We start from the raw sequence: 20,479 nt of genomic DNA on the forward strand, positions 1-20,479 counted from the left end.
TAGACACAAATTAAATTATAACTAAGCGGCTTCGGCCGCTTTTTTGCGTTTATGGGAAATAGAAAGCAATACGAGTCAGTCAGAAAGGAGATTGAGAAAGAACGAAGGAGAACAAGCGAGTTATGTCACAAATAATCAATGAATTCAGTTGGCTAAGACTATGGTCTAATCCCTAAAACTATTGTTGGAATTTGAACAGTGCTAAGCTGTTACAAAGTGACATATTGAAAAGGACGTTATATGCATTTCCCATATCGAAATATCGTAATTCTTACTGGCGCCGGCATCTCTGCGGAGTCGGGGATTCAAACATTCCGAGCACAAGACGGATTATGGGAAAACCATAAAATCGAAGATGTCGCGACACCAGAGGGTTTTGCAAAAGATCCAGACTTGGTGCAAGAGTTCTACAATAAGCGTCGCCATGGCTTACAGAACGAAAGTATTCTGCCAAACTCTGCCCATAAGGCGCTAGGTGAGCTCGAAGAGAAGCTAGACGGCAAAGTAACGATCATCACTCAAAACATCGACAACCTGCACGAGAGAGGCGGTAGCAACAATATTATTCACATGCATGGTGAACTTCTTAAGGCACGTTGCAGCGAATCAAATCAAGTTCTAGAGCACAAAGACGACATCCATACTGGTGAATTGTGCCATTGTTGCCAAATACCAGCTCAAATGCGTCCTCATATTGTTTGGTTTGGCGAAATGCCATTAAGAATGGGCGACATCTATTCGGCGTTAGAAGAAGCGGATCTGTTCATCTCGATCGGCACGTCAGGTGTGGTTTATCCAGCGGCAGGTTTTGTACATGACGCTAGAATGCATGGTGCGCATACCATCGAGATAAATCTCGAACCTAGTGCGGTTGAAAGTGAGTTTGAAGAGAAACGCTACGGTAAAGCCAGTATTGAAGTGCCGAAATTAGTGGGTGAGCTGTTGTGTTCAGAGAAGGGCTCTTTGACGGCTTAACTAATCTTTATCCACTATATATGGCAAATGTACATTGACCTAAAAAGAATTAGAGTCGTATGTATGTTTGCCTTTTTTGTCTCTATTTTTTACCTGTCTTACGGCCAAATCAGCCACTAAATAATGGAGTAATTAAGCTCGTTGATCTGTTCGCTGCGCTTTTTTCATTTCGTACATCGCTTTATCTGACTCATCAAGCGCCTGTTTAAAGTTCTCTCGACTCGTTACTTCAATACCGTAAGAGAAGCCGATGTCCTCTCCATGTAATAGGTTCGTCACTTGGGTTACAAACTCGCCACCACGGCCAAGTTGTGCAGTCGCGACAAACTCATCACCGCCAACACGAAACACCATTTCATCTTCTAAGGCGGCTTGGTTGAGCGCTTGAGAGAAGCGAACGATCATTAGATCGCCAACTTTATGGCCTTTACGGTCATTGACTCGCTTTAACCCGTCCAAATCGAAATATATGAGTTCGAATTCTTTCAGCGTGATTGCGTCAAACTTCTTACGATTATACAAGCCTGTCAGCTCATCTTGCTTGCTTTGATCTTTCAATTTGGTTGTAAGTTCAGTAATACCGTAAGCAATAAGTAGGAAGGCTATTTGCAACAATCCATCTTCAAGAAAGGTGTCGAGTAACTCGTTTCGGTCGGCCCATTCATCGAGGTGTTTGAGCTCTGTGAACACATCATAAAGCAAGTTAAAAATAAGCAGTAAAGCACCATAGCGAAGGGCTTTATGAGGGCGAATAGCATGACGAGCAACGTAGTAGATGTACATTATAATCACGAGCGTGTTCGTTTCAAAAAACAGATCGTAATTGGAATCTATGTGAATAAAAGAACTCAGCCCAAGCATCAAGAATGACGCGAGAAGCATCAGTGTCACAACCAATAAAATAGGGTTTGCTGGCATATTAAATCGAACTCTATATTGTTTGGTGCAATCCTATATAAAGTGTAGATAAAAATAAAGCGGCTTACGCCGCTTTATTAACCTATCAGTAACAATCTAGTTGTTTACTTTAAGTTTTTGGAAGTACTCGTCATAAATGACGCTCGCTTCGCCAACTTCATCTTGCCAAACGCCGTTATCCATCACTGATTGCGGTGGGAAAACGTTCTTATCTTCAGCAAATTCTTTAGGAAGAAGAGGGTAAGCCGTTTTAACTGGCGTCGGGTAACCGATCTCTAGAGCAATTTTCGCTGCGTTTTCAGGGCGAAGAAGGAAGTCGATCATCTTATGTGCCGCTTCAGTGTTCTTAGCGCCTGCTGGAATCGCTAGGCTATCCATCCAGAAGATAGCACCTTTCTCTGGCCAGATGATGTCAATCGTTGCGCCTTCTTGACGTGCCATGTAAGCAGAGCCATTCCAAAGCATACCAAGAGACACTTCACCCGCTAGGTAAGGGTTCGCAGGGAAGTCTGAGTTAAATACCAATACGTTTGGCATTAGCTTACGAAGTTCTTCGTACGCTTCTTTGATTTCTTCAGGGTTCGTTGTGTTTGGAGAGTAACCCAGTTTAGACAGTGCGATATGGAAAACCTCACGAGAGTCATCCATCATCATCAGTTGACCTTCCCATTGTGTATCCCACAGATCGCCCCAGTTTTTAATTGAAGACTTGTCTAGCATATCTGAGTTGATACCAATACCCGTTGCGCCCCAGATGTATGGGATCGAGTAGTTGTTGTTTGGGTCAAATGGCTTATCTAAGTAATTTGGGTCCAAATCTGCAAAGTGGCTTAGCTTAGTTTTATCAAGCTCTTGAAGCATGCCTTCTTTACGCATCTTAGAAACGAAGTAAGTAGAAGGAACCACTAAGTCGTAACCCGTACCTTGAGTTTTTAACTTAGCGTACATGCTTTCGTTAGACTCATAAGTTGAGTAATAGACTTTAATGCCAGTTTCTTCTGTGAAGTCTTCTAGTACTTCATTTGGAATATATTCAGACCAGTTGTAAAAATACAGTTCTTGGTCAGCTGCGAAAGAGGGTGTAGAAAGTAAAGTAGCAGCACACAATGCGCCGGTATACAGTGTTTTTTTCATTACTGTTCCGTTCATTTGTTTGATTTGGAGCTGGGTATTGAACCCAAAGTAAATGGATTTCTAAAAATCGCGCTAAATTATAGCAGTGATATAACAAAATAGGCAGCCTAAGCTGCCTATTCGTTGATATTCTTATTTTTAACTTGTTGATTACCTAACTAGGCTTGTTAAGTAAACCAGTTACTTAATAAGCATCTGTTGACCAGAGCAATTAGATAACTAACTCGCTCGCTTACTGACCCGCTTTAAGCTTCATGAAGTAATCTTCGTACTTCACTGTCTTATCGCCAACCGCAGCTTGCCATTCAACACGGTCAAGATCTTCTTGCGACGGGAACAGAGCAGGGCTGTCTTTGAACTTCTCATTAGACGCTTTAACTGCCGTTAGGTAACCGGTGTCACGAGAGATTTGCTCTGCGATTTCTGGGCGAAGTAGGAAGTCAATCATCTTATGAGCCGCTTCTACGTTTACTGCGCCAGAACTGATAGCAAAGTTATCAACCCAACCGATGCCACCTTCTTTAGGGAAAACCAGTTTGATCGGCAGACCTTCATTTTGCGCTGCAGCAGCAGAACCGTTCCAAAGCATACCAAGGCCCACTTCACCAGACATGTATGGCGCGCCAGGGTTATCTGAGTTAAACACAAGAACGTTCGGCATCAACTTACGCAGTTCAGCGTAGGCTTCGTCGATTTCTTTTTCGTTAGTCGTGTTACCTGAGTAACCTAACTTACGCAGTGCGATGTGGAACACTTCACGCGTGTCATCCATCATCATCAGCTGACCTTCAAGCTCAGGGCTCCATAGGTCAGCCCAGCTTTGGAAATCTTCTGGATCGTACATGTCCGTGTTAACAGCTAGGCCCGTAATAGCAACAACATGTGGAATCGAGTAGTCGTTGTTCGGATCATATGGCTTATCTAGGTAGTTCGTATCTAGATTCGCAAAATTGTTTAGCTTGGTTTTGTCGATCTTTTGAAGCATGCCTTCGTCGCGCATTTTAGACACGAAGTAGGTTGAAGGAACCACAAGGTCGTAACCTTTATTGTGCGTTTTCAATTTTGCGTACAAAGTTTCATTCGATTCGTAAGTCGAGTAAATCACTTTGATGCCAGTTTCATCCGTGAACTGTTCTAAGATCTCACTGTTGATGTAAGGTCCCCAGTTCATGAATACCAATTCTTTGTTATCTTTTGCAAACGATGGTGCAGATAACATTGAAAGCGCACATGCACTACCAGCTAATAGAGTAGCCCATTTTTTCATTGACGTTAGCTCCAAACTAAACGTTGCCCGAAGGCACTAGATAGAAAAACAGAATGGCAATTTACCATTCTGTTTATGAATAACACTTTTGTTAAACTTGAATCTTATCAAGTCAGTCTCAGTAAAGAGTAGGAGACTTACTTGATTTTCTCTCTCGCTAACAACTGGGAAATAATCACCAGTACTAACGACACCACTAACATCACTGTTGCTAGGGCGTTGACCTCTGGAGATATACCGACTTTAACCATCGAGTAAATCTTCAGTGGTAATATTTCGTAGGTTGGCCCTGTAACAAAAGAGCTGATGATCACATCGTCCAAAGACAGAGTGAAGCTCAATAACCAACCCGCAGCAACCGCTGGCTTAGCAAGAGGCAGGATGATCTGTTTTAGAATCGTCCATTCACTTGCACCTAAGTCTTTTGCGGCTTCTAGCATCTTCACATCAAAGCCATTCAAGCGACTGTAAACCGTGACAACAACGAACGGCAGACAGAAAGTAATGTGCGCTGCAAGTAGGGTAAAGAACCCAAGTTGCACACCCATTACCAAGAATAGAGCAAGAAGCGAGATCGCCATTACGATATCTGGTGACATCATCACGATGAACAACATGCCATTGACGATGCCTTTACCTTTAAATTGGTAACGGAATAGGGCAACAGCAGTCAGGCTTCCGACAATCGTTGCGGCAGTTGCAGAGAACACCGCTACGTTGATCGAGTGCCACGCAGCCTGCATTAGGCTGTCGTTGTTAATCAGCGCGTCATACCACTTGGTGGTAAAGCCACCCCATTTCATACCGAATTTATTGGCATTAAATGAGTTTGCAATCAATACGATAATAGGTAGGTATAGAAAAGCGTATACCAGCGCCATAAAGCTGAACTTAACTGTGCGACCCATTAGTCTAGCTCCACTTTCTTATTCAATAACTTGCCTGCTCGGTAGTAGGCATAAAGCATCACGGCCATAGCGGTAGTCAGTGCAATACTGGTTGCTGCGCCAAACGGCCAATCACGAGCATTAAGCACTTGGCTTTTAATGACGTTACCGATCAATAGGTTCTTAGCACCGCCCAACAAGTCTGAAATGTAGAACATGCCAAGCGCAGGAAGCAATACAAGTAAGCAACCGCCGATAATGCCAGGCATCGTTAGCGGTAAAACAACCTTCAATAGCGTTTGAAGTTTGTTCGCACCTAAGTCTTTAGCCGCTTCTAAATAAGTATCGTCTAGCTTTTCAATCGCTGAGTACAACGGCAAAATCATGAAAGGTAATAGGATATACACTAAACCGATCATTACTGCCGTTTCTGAATACATGATACGAAGTGGCTTATCAATAATGTCTAACGCCAACAAACCTTTGTTCAACACACCTTGAGTACCCAGAACCACTTTTAATCCGTAAGTACGAATTAAAGAGTTTGTCCAGAATGGCACAATCACTAAAAACAACATGATTGGACGCCATTTCGCAGGCATTTTTGCCACGATGTAGGCAAATGGGTAACCAATAATTAAACAAAGTAGGGTTGCGACTATCGCCATATAGAAAGAGTGCATTAGCACTTTAAAATACAGCGGATCAGCCAAACGCAGGTAGTTGTCGAGAGTGAAGGTCATCTCGATCAAGTTCGCTTCGTCACGAGTTAGAAAGCTAGTGCCGATGATCATGATGTTTGGAATCATCACGAACAGCACTAACCAACCTGTGATTAAAGCAACAATCGCGTTTTGTAAATTAAACTTCTTGCTCATCTTCTAACACCACTTCCCAGCTCTCAACCCAAGTTACTGCAACTTTTTGGCCCAGTGAGTGATCAACATCAGGGTCATCTTCGTTGAAGAATTCGCTAACCATGACACGCATACCTGATTCAAGTTCTACGACTGAATCTAATGTCATGCCTTTGTAGGTTCGCTCGACAATGTGGCCGACAATACCGCTTCGGTCCGACTCTTTAATTTCTTCGATACGAAGATCTTCAGGGCGAAGTAGTACTTGCAGTTTTTGGCCCGGTGCTACGTCTTTATCATGATAGATAATTGACTCTTCACCTTCGATTGTCGCAACAATGCGCTTTTCATCTTGACGAGATTTCGCTGTCGCTTCGAATACGTTAATTTCACCAATGAAACGAGCAACAAATAAGTTCTTAGGCTCTTCGTAGATTTCTCTTGGTGTACCGTCTTGTTCAATCACGCCATCACGCATAACAATAATACGATCAGACATGGACAATGCTTCTTCTTGGTCATGCGTTACAAAAATGAACGTGATACCAAGTTGGCGTTGCAGTTGTTTTAGCTCAATTTGCATCTGTTTACGTAGTTTATAATCTAGAGCAGAGAGAGACTCATCCAACAAAAGAACTTTAGGCTTATTAACGACAGCACGAGCGATTGCGATACGTTGCTGTTGACCACCGGATAGCTGGTGTGGCTTTCGTTGTGCCATTTGTTCTAGGCGCACCATTTTTAAAGCATCCATGACACGAGGTTCAATCTCGGTGTTTGGCACTTTTTGCATGCGTAAACCAAATGCCACATTGTCGAAAACGGTCATATGTGGGAATAGAGCATAGCTTTGGAATACAGTGTTAACATGCCTTTGTTCAGCAGGAACTTGGGTTACATTCTGTTGAGCTAATAGTATTTCACCACTATCTGCCGTTTCAAACCCTGCAATCATCCTTAGTACCGTGGTTTTACCGCAACCGGACGGGCCTAATATCGTGAGAAACTCACCATGATTTACGTTTAGATCAAGATTGCCGATGACTTCCTTACCATCGAAACTTTTACTAATGCCAGTTAACTGTACGACTGGCTTTCCTACTGATTTTTTAGCGTTCAACGTCTGTTTTTCTCCACCTTGGTTCTATTTGAGACCTGTTGCTATACACCTTTAAGGCGCGCATCATAATCACCAAAAACGTGAATTCAAAGCATTTTTTACCATTCATAGATAAAAAAATTCGCAGGTAAAAGTAAACATCCTTTACCATACTGTTATTTATTGGGTTCACACCCTAACAAGTGTCTAATTATTAACCATTAAGACGCAAAAGCAAGCCTTGTTACAGATTCATATTTTAGTTTGCAGCCGACATATGGGTATAATGAAGGCAATTTTTTATCAATAAGTTAGGTGGCTTCGTTTAGTTGGCGCACCTAGGTATCAATATGAACAACGACATCGAAAAAGATTTTAATTTGGGCGGTAGTATCGACCGTGCACTTTCCGGCGATTATGAGCTCAAAGCAACGGCTGTATTCCAAGAAGCTTGGAAACATACGATAAGTCACTTTCTTTCGTTTTCCCCTGCGATTGTTGCGCTGATGTTCGTGCAATTGGCTATCTTTTATATCGCACTAAAACTGCAGCTTGGTGACCCCGCGATTATCTTAGACGCGGTTATCGACCCAGAGGCATTTACACCACAGGTCGTTGAATCCATTTTTATTGCTAACTTCAGCTACGAAGTAATCAGCGCGCCTATCTATGCTGGCATCTGTTTAATGGCAATGAGCCACGCCGCAGGCTTACAAACCAAAGTACGTCATATCGGAAAAGGTTTACAGTTCACGGTTCCAGTCATTCTCGTTACTTTGTTCAGCCTCATGCTTCAAGGCATTGCAGGTATGCTTTTGCCATTTTTGTCTATCTACTTCTCACTAGCATTCAGCAATTCAATTCTGCTGATTTGTGATAAGAAAGTACCGCCAATGCAATCGTTGCTGCTTTCTCTAAGAGCGGTAAATAAGAAAATCTTCGTCGTCGCATCTATCTACTTAATGGTTATGCTGATGTTCATTGTGGCAGCAATGATGTACGGCATTGGCTTGATATTCGTTCTTCCGTTTTTCTTTCATGTGAAAGGCATCATCTACCGTGAAATGTTTGGTATCAAACTGAAGGTTATTGCGTCAGATCGACCTAATAGTGATGACGACAACAGCAACGGCGACAGTAATAACGACGGCAACAACAGTAACGATGGTAACAAAAACAAAAACCCTCAGGTGTTCGATGCGTAATAATGTCAAAGGCAGCGCAAGTAAATCACTTGCGCTAAAGGTAACTGCACTAGCGATTGTGGGGTCTATCTCACTGGTTGGTCCATACATTTACCAAGAAGAAGAGCGCCGACGTTCGGCAGACCAAAGTTCAAATACATCAAGTGAGTTTGGTGATTTGACCGTGGCTTCAGATCGACCAAATTTTACTGCTATCGAAGATGTGAACGTGAAAAAAGACACATTCTTTTCATTCCTTCGCCCAAGCATCAATATTGAAAACAAACGTATCACCAAAGAGCGCGCGTTTTTAACTAAGCTATCTGAATCTGGTTTGAGCAATATTGACTCTGAAGACGCGTCTTATGCGAAAAGGCTAGGGAAGTTGTACAGCTTACCAGTACCTAGTGAAGGTTTAGATCAGGCATGGCTGACAGAGATGCTGAGCCGTGTCAACGTACTGCCAGAGGCGCTGGTACTGACACAGGCTGCTAATGAATCGGCTTGGGGGACATCGCGTTTCGCCACCAAAGCCAACAACTATTTCGGACACTGGTGTTACACCAAAGGTTGTGGACTTGTTCCGCTACAACGTAACGAAGGTAGCTCGCATGAAGTAGCAACATTCTCTTCAAGCCAAGAATCGGTGCATCGTTACTTCATGAACCTTAACCGCAACCGTGCTTACTCTGATTTAAGAGCCATTCGCGCAAAACTTGCTGCACAAGGTGACGACCTTTTAACAACCGAAACAGCGACAGAGCTCACTAACGGCTTGTTAAAATATTCTGAGCGAGGTTCAGACTATGTGACTGATTTACAAGCTATGATCCGTCACAACAAGGTATACTGGAAAAAGTAACTCATTTTGATACCAACTTGGTTGCCTTCGAAAGTCGGCTTACACCAATTAACATCACAAAAAGAGCAGCTCATTGGCTGCTCTTTCTATTTATAAACGCTCAACTTCGACAAGATTATAATAATGAAAAAGACAGTACTCGCTCTATTAGCCACTTTAAGCCTTGGCGTTTCTCTTCCTGCTTCGGCGCAAGAATACATGTTCACGTATTCTAAACTCTATACTCAGCTGAAAAACAACACCAAAGAAGGGCACGATGATGTTAAAGTTGCGGTCTTCTTTGTTGACCAACAAGCACAGAAAACCTGTCACATCAGCAAAGCTTGGATGGAGAAAGAAGAGCATTACGAAGAGTTAAAAGTGTCTCCTGCGAATGAGCTGCTTCTACCGGTAGATAAAAACCTACGCTCAGCAAACCCTCTTATCTTTGTACAAACCCAAGAACAAGAATGTGCGTATTCGCTCGTCGTAATGACTCAGAAGCCTTTGGCTGGAACGGTTGAGGTTGCACAGTTAGAAAACCTTTTACCACAGATGCAAGCGATGCTAGAAGACGTCAGCGGCATGTTCTCTAGTTGGTTCACTCCTGATATTCAAGGTTTGACGCTAGAATTTGATAGTAAACTTGAAGGCAATATTGCTCTGTCTAATGGTAAGCAAATCCCAATCAGAGAAGGGCGTGCGAAATTCACGCTGGACGAACTGAATGGAAGTGACAGCATCACGTTACCAGAAACCACAGTTCGCGTTTTGCCTTACATACCAGCGCAATAATAGCGACCAGCCAGAAGCTGTTTGCTCAGCTTAAGATCTTGACGAAACAGCCTGTTCTTCTTTGAACAGGCTGTTTTCGTTTAAAGTCTTAAACTTAAACCTAAACCTTTAAATCTTGCCAAATCACATATCTCGACGGCCTTTCATCTTTGATTCTTACCTCTCATTGCGACATGTTTTTCTCACCGCTAGAGGACAGATCGTATGATAAGGCGGAATCTTTCTCCTGCTTGGCTTGTTTATCCTGTCGTTGCTGTTCCAACCTGAAATAAAAATCCGTATAATCCACGCCCTAAAACAGTCCCACTAGCAATCTACAGTCGGTAATACGACGGTGTGAGAGTCGCAATGAACCAAAACGAAAATAAAAAAGATACACTTGAATTCAACAAGCTTCAGAAACTTCTAAGAAGAAATGTTGGGAATGCCATCGTCGACTACAACATGATCGAAGAGAATGACGTAGTAATGGCGTGCATTAGTGGCGGTAAAGATTCATTTGCGATGCTAGACATTTTGCTACGTTTGCGTGAAGCAGCACCCATCAAATTTGATGTTGTTGCCGTAAACCTAGACCAAAAACAACCGGGGTTCCCTGAGCATATTCTTCCTGAGTACTTTGAAACTCTGAACATTCCTTACTACATCGTAGATAAAGATACGTACTCAGTGGTAAAAGAAAAAGTGCCAGAAGGTAAGACAACGTGTGGCCTTTGTTCACGTCTGCGTCGTGGTACGTTGTACTCGTTTGCAGAGAAGATTGGCGCAACTAAGATTGCTCTAGGTCACCACCTAGACGACATTGTTGAGACTATGTTCCTGAACATGTTCCACGGTGCTCGCCTTAAGGCTATGCCACCTAAGCTTCGCTCTGACGATGGTCGTAACGTTGTAATCCGTCCTCTGACTTACTGTCGCGAAACGGACCTAATCAAATACGCAGAGCATAAAGAGTTTCCGATCATTCCATGTAACCTGTGTGGTTCTCAAGAAAATCTGCAACGTCAAAACATCAAAGCGATGCTAATTGATTGGGATAAACAGACTCCAGGCCGTGTTGAGAAGGTCTTCAAGTCAATTCAGAACGTGAGCCCAAGCCAATTGGCTGACCGTGAGTTGTTTGATTTCATTAACCTTCCACTGGATCGTAGCGAAGATCGCAAAGCATACGAATTCGAAGAAGCTGAAATCTCGTCTTCAAACATTGATGAGTCAATGTTCATCGACGTAACTAACGTATAACGCGATATAAACGATTCTGTTGTTGGAATCGCGTAAGCTTTAGATAAACAAAAACGCCTCAAGAGCATTGCTTGAGGCGTTTTTTATAATTAAAAATCAGCTATTTAGACAGATTCGGATCAAGCGGGCTAACGTAACCTGACGGTTTAAGAGCCAGTACATCGCAGTTAATCTTATCGATGACATGTTCCGCAGTATTGCCGATAAACACGGCAGACAAGCCAGTACGACCTGTTGTACCAAGGATAACCATAGCCGCATTGTGTTCAGACGCTACACGAGGAATAACATCTTCAGGCAAGCCTTGCTCAACCACGGTTTGCTCTTCACACATACCGTGTTTCTGGCGCAGTGCTTTCATCGCGGTTAAGTGATGGCCACGAACCGCATCAGTATAAGAGGTTGGGTCAAACTCTGGCAATTCGATTGTGATATTCGCAGGTGTCACCGGGTAGGCGTTCACCAAGAACGGTTCAGCATCCAAACGACCAGTGATCTCAAGTAATCTGTCGACCATCGTATCATTGAGCTCTAAGTGAGCTTCTGTTTCAGAGCCAACATGAACGGAAGCGTAGATCTTCGCGTGTTCTGGCCAGAAATCATTTTTAACCAGCAGCACTGGGCTAGGGCACTTTCTCAATAGGTGCCAGTCGGTTGGAGTAAATATGACCGATTCTAAGGTATCGTGTTTACGCGTGCCTTTGATCAAAATGTCATGCTCACCACTGTAAACCTCAGCAATGATCGCTTCATACGGGCGATTATGCCAAACCACTTGTACGTTAAACTCAATAGAATCATCAAGGTAAGGAGCAGCAACCTTATTCATCCAAATTTCACGCTGATGAATTACGCCTTTGCGCATTGCGTCTCTCTCATCGACAGAGAGCATAGATGTCATTTCATACGAGAAGTCGTAGATCGACAAAAAGAAAGTGATGTGGCTTGTTGAGGTGCTTTTCTTGGCAAGTTGGATAGCACGAACTAGAGCAGGTTGCTCATCGTGATTAATGTCTGCGACAACTAAAATTTTGTTATAGATACTCATAACTAAGCCTACTTTTCAGACCGAACATATAAATAATGTAGCGTAGTTATGGAGAGAATAAGAGAAATATAAGAGGTTTTAAGAGAGAAACATGATGTAGCTCATTATTGAACTACATCATTGATATCTAGACTATTCTTTTGAAACGCCAGCAAGTTCCATCAACGCATCGTGATCTTCGATAGTGATGTATTTGCCTTTAACGCTCAAGATGTCCGCTTTTTGGAAACGACCTAACAGACGGCTGATTGTTTCAACAGTCAAACCAAGGTAGTTACCAATATCGCCACGAGTCATCGTTAAGCGGAACTCACGAGGGCTGAAGCCACGCTGAGAGAAGCGAGTTGAAAGGTTGTAAAGGAATGCCGCAAGGCGCTCTTCCGCGTTCTTTTTAGAAAGAAGCAGAATCATTTCCTGGTCACCTTTAATCTCATTACTCATCAAACGCATAATCTGCTGACGCAATTTAGGCATTTTCCCTGATAAGTCATCGAGAATCTCATATGGAATTTCACATACCATAGAAGTTTCCAAAGCTTGAGCGAAACTAGGGTGTTCGTCACCCGTGATCGCGTCAAAGCCAACAAGATCGCCCGCTAAGTGGAATGCAGTAATCTGCTCATCACCTTGCTCGGTAATCGTATAGCTTTTAATCGTTCCAGAGCGAATAGCATAAAGAGACTTAAGTTCGTCTCCCGCTTTAAATAGCTCTTGGCCTTTTTGAATAGGTTTCTTTCTTTCAATGATCTGATCAAGTTGATCTAGCTCAGATTCATTCAAAGTAAATGGGATACAGAGTTGGCTAATACTACAATCTTGGCAGTGGATCGCACAGCCACCAGACTGAACTCGTTTCGTCACAGGCTTTTCAGAAATCATAACAATCTTTCACTATTTGATATACGTCAATATTTTAGCATTCCTTAATCCTAAAGGGTAGTAAAAAAACCGGATTAAAGACACCACTATACGGTATAAATAATGAGCTGTAGTGCCATATAACCGGTATAGAAGCCGTAAATGAGGATTAAAATTGCGCCAAACTGGCGAAATAAGTCAGCTTGTTGCAGTTTTTTGAGGAAATTGGCACCCATTCCAACCGTGAGCATCGCTGGAAGAGTACCTAAACCGAAAGCAAGCATGATACCCGCTCCGTTATACCAACTTCCTGACACTGCCGCCCACGTTAGCATTGAGTAAACAAGACCACATGGAAGCCAACCCCAGATAAAACCAAAAGGTAAAGCATGGCTAGGGTGCTTCAATGGTAGAAATGATTTGCCTAAAGGAGAGATATAACGCCATAGCTTCTGTCCAACTTTTTCAAAGAACAACAAGCCAAACCACCATTTACCGATATACAAACCTAAGACGATCATAAAACCAGCAGCAAACAAACGCAGCCAGCCCAGCAGAGCATTAAAATCGCTCAGCTGACCTATCGAAGAGATTGCACCACCAATAACACCGCCAATCACAGCATAGCTTAGCAAGCGCCCTAAGTTATAAAGCAGGGGAATGACAGGGGAAGGTTTACTGTTGCCAATCGAAAGAAGCGACGCAATACCACCACACATTCCCATGCAATGGCCTGCGCCGATCAATCCAACAACAAAAGCGCCAATCCAATCAGGCGTCATCGTTCTTTTTGTCTAAGTTAGTTTGGCTTTCTACGTTAGCTTTCTCATTCTTGACAGGTTTACTATCAGAATGATGATGAACATTAGTATCTTCATCAAACAGAATGTTATGGCCTTGGCGTTCAAGGTCTTCAAACTGCTCGCTCTTCACTGCCCATAGAAAGATTCCAACCGCGATACATACAAGTACGATCGCAATTGGAATGAGTATGTATAAACTTTCCATTATTTACCTTGCTCTTTTAAAAGCCTTAACGAATTAGATACTACAATAATAGAGCTAGCAGACATGCCAACAACAGCAATGTATGGAGCAACCAAACCTGCGACAGCCAATGGAAGAATAAGTAAGTTATATCCTAGTGACCAAGCTAGGTTTTCACGGATTATCCTACGCGTTTTTAGCGCCAAAGTACGGGACTTAAGTAATCTATCGAGCTTATCACCCAATAGCACCATATCCGCAGAGGCTTTCGCCACATCAGTACCGCCGCCCATAGCAACAGACAGGTGAGCACCGGCAAGAATAGGGGCGTCATTGATACCGTCACCAACCATCATGGTGATGTCACTTGCGTCTCTAGAGTTTAAATAAGCCAGCTTGTCTTCCGGCTTCGCGTTAGCAACAATGTCAGTAATACCAATCTCTGCTGCAACAGGCTTCGCATTAATCAAAGAGTCGCCAGTCAGCAGCGTGGTTTTGATTCCTGCTTCTTTGAATTGCTTAATGAACTCGATACTTTCTTTACGAATCGGATCTTCATAAGTGAATGTTGCAATATGACGACCAGACATCGACAAGTAAATACCGTTACTTTCAGATGGCTGAGCTTCACCTAGAATGAACTCGCTGCTACCAATTGCCACTTCTCGCCCATTCAACTCGCCAGTAATGCCCGAGCCAATCACGTTGTTTACCGACTCCACTTCGATATCATCAGAAATATAAGTTTTGAACGCTTTAGCGATAGGGTGGTTAGCGTGTTGCTCTAGGCTTGCTGCAACTTGCAAACAAGTGTCTTTATCAAGGTCAGCAAACGTCTCAACTTTACTGATACGAATATCACCTTCAGTCAGAGTGCCCGTTTTATCGATGATTAAGTGGTTTACCTTGCATAAGGTTTCAAATACGTGACCTTTGCGCAGCAAGATACCGAAGTTACCCATGCGAGAAGTTGAACACGTAATCGCGGTCGGCGTCGCAAGAGACAGAGCGCAAGGGCAGGTCGCCACTAATACTGAAAGCATGATCCAGAAAGCGTCCTCTGGTCGTGTTTGATGCCAGTAGAACCAAGTCCCGAATGAAATGATTAAGATAACCGCGACAAAGTATCGAGCCACCACATCGGCGATTTCAGCAATTCGGGGTTTAGACAATTGAGCTTCATCTTGAAGACGAACGATATTAGAAATAACCGAATCCGCTTTAGAGGTCATCACTTCCAATTCAAACGATTCATCACCATTCAATGTGCCAGCAAAGACCGTATCACCTTCATTCTTGACCACATGGATAGATTCGCCAGTCAGCATGGATTCATCGATATGAATTCTGCCAGACAATACTTTGCCATCTGCGGGAATATGTTCACCCGGTAAAACGCGAATCTGGTCGCCAACTTTTAAGGTTTTTACCGGTACTTGCTCACCGTCTAGCGTTGTCGCCATCGCAGGAACGAGCTTAAGCAAGTTACCGCTAGCTGCTGCAGCTTTACGACGCGCGCGCATCTCAAGGAAACGACCAAGCAACAAGAAGAAGGTGAACATCGAGATAGATTCAAAGAACACTTCACCTTGCTCTGTCACTGTTGCCACTAAACTCGCAACGTAAGCAAATAGCAGAGCGATCGAAACGGGTACATCCATACCCAATGTTCGGCCTTTAATACTGCGCCACGCATTAATATAGAAAGGTAACGCAGAGTATAGGAGAACAGGTGTCGCGAAGATCAAACTTACCCAACGGAAGTAACTTTTGAATTCAGGTTCAAGGCTGCCAAACACTTCGAGGTAGAGCGCTACAGCTAACATCATGACTTGCATGGTCGCTAAACCAGCAATACCAAGACGATAGAGATAATTCTTCATCGAACGATGATAGGCGGCTTCTTGTTGATCAGCCTCGAATGGTGCTGCTTTGTAGCCTAGGGTATGGATTGCAGACAACAGCTCGCTCAGTTTAGCCTGAGTGTTGTCCCAGCTGAGCAGGGCGCGGTTAGTCGTGGTATTAACACGAATGCTAACAACCCCTAACTTTGAAGAGACTTGCTTTTCAATAAGCCATGCACAAGCAGCACAAGAGACACTTTCGAGTGACAATGTCACTTCAGATGTATTTTCAGAGTTACGGACGAACTCCAATTGAACATCTTCGTTGTCGTAATGACTGAGTGCCAGAAGTTGCTCTGGTATTAGATCCGCTTTTTCAGCCGGAGCGGTACGATATTGGTAATAAGAGACCAAACCGCTATCAACGATTGTCTGGGCTACGGTTTCGCAACCTGGACAACACATCGGTCGAACCGATCCTAAGATTTCTACTTTAAAATCCGTTTCCGCTGGTACATCTTCACCGCAGTGATAACAGGATTCACACATAAGCTTTAGTTCGTTAGTTGAGTAGGAGTATCAATTGGAAAGTTCATGCGACCTTGCACTAACCATTCAGAATCATGCGGAGAAAGCTCGATAAACCATGGACCTTGCATTTCATGGTCCAGAGTCAACGTGTAGTTGCCGCTCGCATCAGCGGTCAGTAGCTGAGTAAAATCACGGTCAGGGAGCGTTCGGTGCACGAACATTGCGCTAATAGCAGGGAAGTGGTCTAGCTTGCCTTTGTCTAGGGTAATGATAACTGAGTTACCTTTCTCGCTAACTGAAGCTGATAGGCCAAGCTCTTTGGCAACGTTTACTTTTGAAATGTCGACATTAATACCTTTACCTTTTTTATAGTAATCTTCAGTGACAACGTTAACTGAATGGTTGGTAAGTATCGCGACTCGAACCAATGTTAGCATAGAAACGCCAACGGTTAGGAAGATCAAAAACCACGGCCAAAACTGCTTATACCAAGGTTGTACCATATTATTATTCTCAATATATCTAATGAAATAAAACTAATTTTTACAAACACTTAAGGTTATAACTGTAAAAGAAAGACAGCCCCTTAAGAAGGGGCTGTTATTATTATGTTACTCTTTATCTGAGTTGCTGAGGCTCCAGACGTAGGCAGCGACGAGCTGTACCTTATCCTCACCGAGGATATCCTTCCAAGCCGGCATTACACCAGAACGACCGTTCATTACTGTTTCAGTTACATCAGCACGAGAATCGCCAAACAACCAATCGCGGTCTGTTAGGTCAGGAGCACCAACAGCAGGGTTACCCTTACCATCTGTACCATGACACGCAGCACACACTACGAAACGTGCTTTACCAGCTTCTGCTTCACGTACGTTCACGCTACGACCAGAAAGGCTAAGAGTGTAGCTAACCACTTCTTTAACGCCTTCTTCGCCAAGTGCGTCTTTCCACGCTGGCATTTGACCGACACGACCATGCATGATGGTAGTAACGATCGCTTGTGGTTCACCGCCATATAGCCATGCATCGTCAGTCAAGTTAGGGAAGCCCTTTTGACCACGAGCATCAGAACCATGACACTGAGAACAGTTTTGCAGGAACAAGCGTTGACCAACTTTGATTGCGTCAGCATCTGATGCAATGTCAGGAACAGAACGAAGACCGTTCTCATCATGAGCTAGCTTCTTAAATGCTTCGCCAAAGTAAGTGTTCGCGTCATCAAGCTCTTTTGCGTACTCATCTAACTGTTTGTTAGCTTGAGCTGCAGCGATTGCAGAGCGAGACTCTTCTACGCTACGAACTGTTTGGTTTGAACTCGTCCAACCTAGTAGACCTTTAAAGTTGCCAAGGCCCGGGTATAGAGCAAGATAAACAGCTGCAAACACAATTGTGCTAACGAAAAGGTATGTCCACCATTTAGGTAGTGGGTTATTAAGCTCACGAATACCATCGTATTCATGGCCCATGTCATGACCTTCTTCTACACCTGTTTTATCGTTGGAACACCAACGAAGTAAGGCTGCACAGCCAATCAGCGTACCGATTGTGATGACTGTTACCCAAATACTCCAGAATGTACTCATTACTTCGTCACTCCTTGATTTTTATCTTTCGCAGGTGCTTCATCAGCGAACACTAGGTTTGCATCTTCGTCGAAGCGCGACTTACGATTTTTACCGAAAGCCCACCAAACGATGCCGATGAAACAAGCAAAAACAGTAACAGTCCAAACACTTTGAAATGTAATAATGTCCATAATTATTCCTTATTTCATTGCGTGGCCAAGCGATTGAAGGTAAGCGATGATTGCATCCATCTCTGTTTTTCCTTCAACATCTTGTTTAGCGTTAGCAATTTGTTCGTCTGTGTAAGGAACACCAAATTGATTACGGAAGATTTCAAGCTTCTGCTTAGTCAATTTGCCATCAAGTACATTCTCAGCAAGCCATGGGAAACCAGGCATGTTTGATTCAGGAACAAGTTCGCGAGGGTCGAGAAGGTGAACACGGTGCCACTCATCAGAGTAACGATCACCAACACGCGCTAGATCTGGGCCAGTACGCTTAGAACCCCATAGGAATGGATGTTCCCAAACACTTTCGCCAGCTACAGAGTAGTGACCGTAACGTTCAGTTTCAGAGCGGAAAGGACGAATCATTTGGCTGTGACATACGTTACAACCTTCACGAATGTAAATATCACGACCTTCCATTTCCAGAGCAGAGTAAACACGTAGGTTTTCTACAGGTTCAGTCGTTTGCTTTTGGAAAATAAGCGGGGTGATTTCGACTAAAGCACCAAAGCTGATTGCGATAACAATTAAGATCGCGAGTAGACCAACGTTTTTCTCGACCAACTCATGGCGATTATTTGAATTTGAGCTCATTCTAAATCTCCTTAAGCCGGTTGAGGGATAGCTTTAAGGCTATCTTTAGGTGCAGAAACAGTTTTGTACGTGTTGTATGCCAGTAAGAACATACCAGATAGGAAGATAAGACCACCTAAGAAACGTACAAAGTAGAACGGGTAAGAAGCTTCTACAGACTCTACGAAGCTGTAAGTCAATGTACCGTCAGAGTTAACTGCACGCCACATCAGACCTTGCATCACACCAGAAATCCACATTGCAACAATGTAGAAAACCGTACCAATCGTTGCTAACCAGAAGTGAACATTGATTAGGGATACAGAGTACATACGCTCTTGACCAAATAGTTTTGGAACTAGGTGGTAAACCGAACCGATAGAAACCATAGCAACCCAACCTAACGCACCAGAGTGAACGTGACCGATAGTCCAGTCCGTGTAGTGAGATAGTGCGTTAACCGTTTTAATTGCCATCATAGGGCCTTCGAAAGTCGACATGCCGTAGAATGATAGAGAAACGATTAGGAAACGTAGAATTGGGTCGTAACGTAGCTTATGCCACGCACCAGATAGAGTCATAATACCGTTGATCATGCCACCCCAAGATGGAGCAAACAGAACCAAAGACATAACCATACCTAGAGACTGAGTCCAGTCTGGAAGTGCAGTGTAGTGTAGGTGGTGAGGACCAGCCCAGATATACAGTGACACAAGAGCCCAGAAGTGAACAATCGACAAACGGTAAGAGTAAACAGGGCGACCAGCTTGTTTAGGAACGAAGTAATACATCATACCTAGGAAACCAGCTGTCAATAGGAAGCCTACCGCATTGTGTCCGTACCACCATTGCACCATTGCATCGATCGCTCCGGAATAAATCGAGTACGATTTAAACGCAGATACAGGAACAGCTAGGCTGTTAACGATGTGCAACACGGCAACCGTGATGATGAAGGCTCCGAAGAACCAGTTAGCTACATAAATGTGCGATGTCTTACGCTTAATCATAGTTCCGAAGAACACGACCGCATAAGCTACCCACACAAGAGTAATAGCAATATCGATTGGCCATTCAAGTTCTGCGTATTCTTTACCAGAGGTTAGACCTAACGGTAAAGTAATTGCAGCGGACAGGATAATCGCTTGCCAACCCCAAAAGGTAAAGGCTACGAGAGGGCCACCAAAGAGACGCGTCTGACAGGTACGTTGTACAACATAATATGATGTTGCAAACAGCGCACTTGTACCGAACGCAAAAATAACCGCATTAGTATGCAGGGGACGTAAACGACTGTACGTCAGCCACGGCGTATCAAAGTTTAGCTGTGGCCAAACTAATTGAGCGGCAATCAAAACACCAACGCCCATACCGACAATACCCCACAAAATTGTAACGAGGGTAAATTGACGGACGACCGTATAGTTGTAGTTTTGTTCAAGCTGCTTTTCTTGGCTCATTTGCATGCTTCCAATTTCTTATTTACTACACTTTACTTCCAACACGACTCACGTCGTAATGCCACCCAAATTAGAAAAGGAAATTCAGCCTATTCAGGGCTTTATTTCCACTTGCTGATTTTAAAAAAAAGTGGCATTTTCAACGCGACACTATACTTGAATTAACAAATCAATGACAGAGTAG

21 protein-coding genes are annotated in these 20,479 nt (G+C 43.4%); 5 read left to right on the top strand and 16 right to left on the bottom strand.

The annotated features are described in order from the left end of the window. Positions 1 to 240: 240 nt before the first annotated feature. Positions 241 to 975 (top strand): Sir2 family NAD+-dependent deacetylase, encoded by a 735-nt coding sequence (gene cobB / locus AC3CIA_RS08310; RefSeq protein ID WP_017087790.1) that lies wholly within the window; start codon positions 241 to 243, stop codon positions 973 to 975. A 132-nt stretch (positions 976 to 1,107) separates the two neighbouring features. On the opposite strand, the gene AC3CIA_RS08315 is transcribed toward cobB, so the two are convergent. The 6 genes from AC3CIA_RS08315 to potA form a co-directional block, all read right to left on the bottom strand. Continuing rightward, the gene (locus AC3CIA_RS08315; protein ID WP_488517946.1) at positions 1,108 to 1,893 is read right to left on the bottom strand and encodes a GGDEF domain-containing protein; all 786 of its coding nucleotides are present in this window, start codon (positions 1,891 to 1,893) and stop codon (positions 1,108 to 1,110) included. A gap of 96 nt (positions 1,894 to 1,989) precedes the next feature. Beyond that, on the bottom strand, positions 1,990 to 3,027 hold the full coding sequence (locus AC3CIA_RS08320) for an extracellular solute-binding protein (protein WP_029223699.1): 1,038 nt from the start codon (positions 3,025 to 3,027) through the stop codon (positions 1,990 to 1,992). A gap of 232 nt (positions 3,028 to 3,259) precedes the next feature. Beyond that, the gene (locus tag AC3CIA_RS08325) at positions 3,260 to 4,294 is read right to left on the bottom strand and encodes an extracellular solute-binding protein (RefSeq protein ID WP_372244424.1); all 1,035 of its coding nucleotides are present in this window, start codon (positions 4,292 to 4,294) and stop codon (positions 3,260 to 3,262) included. A 137-nt stretch (positions 4,295 to 4,431) separates the two neighbouring features. Beyond that, positions 4,432 to 5,202 (bottom strand): spermidine/putrescine ABC transporter permease PotC, encoded by a 771-nt coding sequence (gene potC, locus AC3CIA_RS08330; protein ID WP_009846722.1) that lies wholly within the window; start codon positions 5,200 to 5,202, stop codon positions 4,432 to 4,434. Next, complete coding sequence (gene potB, locus AC3CIA_RS08335; protein WP_017107109.1) at positions 5,202 to 6,059, bottom strand: spermidine/putrescine ABC transporter permease PotB; 858 nt, start codon at positions 6,057 to 6,059, stop codon at positions 5,202 to 5,204. Before potB ends, potC begins: the two co-directional genes overlap by 1 nt. Continuing rightward, entirely contained in the window at positions 6,043 to 7,158 is a 1,116-nt protein-coding gene (gene potA / locus AC3CIA_RS08340) for a spermidine/putrescine ABC transporter ATP-binding protein PotA (protein ID WP_065205192.1), read from the bottom strand. Before potA ends, potB begins: the two co-directional genes overlap by 17 nt. Positions 7,159 to 7,487: 329 nt before the next feature. Between potA and AC3CIA_RS08345 the strand changes: the two genes are divergently transcribed. The 4 genes from AC3CIA_RS08345 to ttcA all read left to right on the top strand — a co-directional run bounded on the left by AC3CIA_RS08345 (position 7,488) and on the right by ttcA (position 11,199). Continuing rightward, complete coding sequence (locus AC3CIA_RS08345) at positions 7,488 to 8,342, top strand: DUF2189 domain-containing protein (protein ID WP_488517947.1); 855 nt, start codon at positions 7,488 to 7,490, stop codon at positions 8,340 to 8,342. After that, the gene (locus AC3CIA_RS08350; protein ID WP_488517948.1) at positions 8,335 to 9,183 is read left to right on the top strand and encodes a glucosaminidase domain-containing protein; all 849 of its coding nucleotides are present in this window, start codon (positions 8,335 to 8,337) and stop codon (positions 9,181 to 9,183) included. Before AC3CIA_RS08345 ends, AC3CIA_RS08350 begins: the two co-directional genes overlap by 8 nt. Positions 9,184 to 9,306: 123 nt before the next feature. Next, on the top strand, positions 9,307 to 9,957 hold the full coding sequence (locus AC3CIA_RS08355; RefSeq protein ID WP_004733696.1) for a DUF2987 domain-containing protein: 651 nt from the start codon (positions 9,307 to 9,309) through the stop codon (positions 9,955 to 9,957). A 348-nt stretch (positions 9,958 to 10,305) separates the two neighbouring features. Then, a complete protein-coding gene (ttcA, locus tag AC3CIA_RS08360) occupies positions 10,306 to 11,199 on the top strand; it encodes a tRNA 2-thiocytidine(32) synthetase TtcA (RefSeq protein WP_004733695.1) in 894 nt (297 codons plus the stop codon). 100 nt (positions 11,200 to 11,299) lie between these two features. Here the strand turns inward: ttcA and uspE are convergent, their stop codons facing one another. The 10 genes from uspE to ccoN all read right to left on the bottom strand — a co-directional run bounded on the left by uspE (position 11,300) and on the right by ccoN (position 20,301). Then, complete coding sequence (gene uspE / locus AC3CIA_RS08365; RefSeq protein WP_004733693.1) at positions 11,300 to 12,247, bottom strand: universal stress protein UspE; 948 nt, start codon at positions 12,245 to 12,247, stop codon at positions 11,300 to 11,302. 132 nt (positions 12,248 to 12,379) lie between these two features. Continuing rightward, positions 12,380 to 13,126, bottom strand: a complete 747-nt coding sequence (fnr, locus tag AC3CIA_RS08370) for a fumarate/nitrate reduction transcriptional regulator Fnr (RefSeq protein WP_004733691.1) — start codon at positions 13,124 to 13,126, stop codon at positions 12,380 to 12,382. A gap of 86 nt (positions 13,127 to 13,212) precedes the next feature. Continuing rightward, positions 13,213 to 13,887, bottom strand: a complete 675-nt coding sequence (locus AC3CIA_RS08375; protein WP_004733688.1) for a sulfite exporter TauE/SafE family protein — start codon at positions 13,885 to 13,887, stop codon at positions 13,213 to 13,215. Beyond that, on the bottom strand, positions 13,877 to 14,113 hold the full coding sequence (gene ccoS / locus AC3CIA_RS08380) for a cbb3-type cytochrome oxidase assembly protein CcoS (RefSeq protein WP_004733686.1): 237 nt from the start codon (positions 14,111 to 14,113) through the stop codon (positions 13,877 to 13,879). Before ccoS ends, AC3CIA_RS08375 begins: the two co-directional genes overlap by 11 nt. Next, positions 14,113 to 16,485 (bottom strand): heavy metal translocating P-type ATPase, encoded by a 2,373-nt coding sequence (locus AC3CIA_RS08385; RefSeq protein ID WP_488517949.1) that lies wholly within the window; start codon positions 16,483 to 16,485, stop codon positions 14,113 to 14,115. Before AC3CIA_RS08385 ends, ccoS begins: the two co-directional genes overlap by 1 nt. Before the next feature lie 5 nt (positions 16,486 to 16,490). Next, the gene (locus AC3CIA_RS08390; RefSeq protein WP_017074288.1) at positions 16,491 to 16,970 is read right to left on the bottom strand and encodes a FixH family protein; all 480 of its coding nucleotides are present in this window, start codon (positions 16,968 to 16,970) and stop codon (positions 16,491 to 16,493) included. A 108-nt stretch (positions 16,971 to 17,078) separates the two neighbouring features. Next, entirely contained in the window at positions 17,079 to 18,053 is a 975-nt protein-coding gene (ccoP, locus tag AC3CIA_RS08395) for a cytochrome-c oxidase, cbb3-type subunit III (RefSeq protein ID WP_004733681.1), read from the bottom strand. After that, positions 18,053 to 18,226: a CcoQ/FixQ family Cbb3-type cytochrome c oxidase assembly chaperone gene (locus tag AC3CIA_RS08400; protein WP_004733679.1), complete on the bottom strand. Its 174-nt coding sequence runs from the start codon at positions 18,224 to 18,226 to the stop codon at positions 18,053 to 18,055. The genes ccoP and AC3CIA_RS08400 overlap by 1 nt, the downstream gene beginning before the upstream one ends. Positions 18,227 to 18,235: 9 nt before the next feature. Next, a complete protein-coding gene (gene ccoO / locus AC3CIA_RS08405) occupies positions 18,236 to 18,856 on the bottom strand; it encodes a cytochrome-c oxidase, cbb3-type subunit II (RefSeq protein ID WP_004733677.1) in 621 nt (206 codons plus the stop codon). An 11-nt stretch (positions 18,857 to 18,867) separates the two neighbouring features. Continuing rightward, positions 18,868 to 20,301 carry a cytochrome-c oxidase, cbb3-type subunit I gene (ccoN, locus tag AC3CIA_RS08410; protein WP_102437077.1) on the bottom strand — a complete coding sequence of 478 codons (1,434 nt, stop codon included), beginning with the start codon at positions 20,299 to 20,301 and terminating at the stop codon, positions 18,868 to 18,870. Positions 20,302 to 20,479: the final 178 nt, after the last annotated feature.

This window comes from Vibrio sp. QJM3NY_27 (assembly GCF_057785955.1).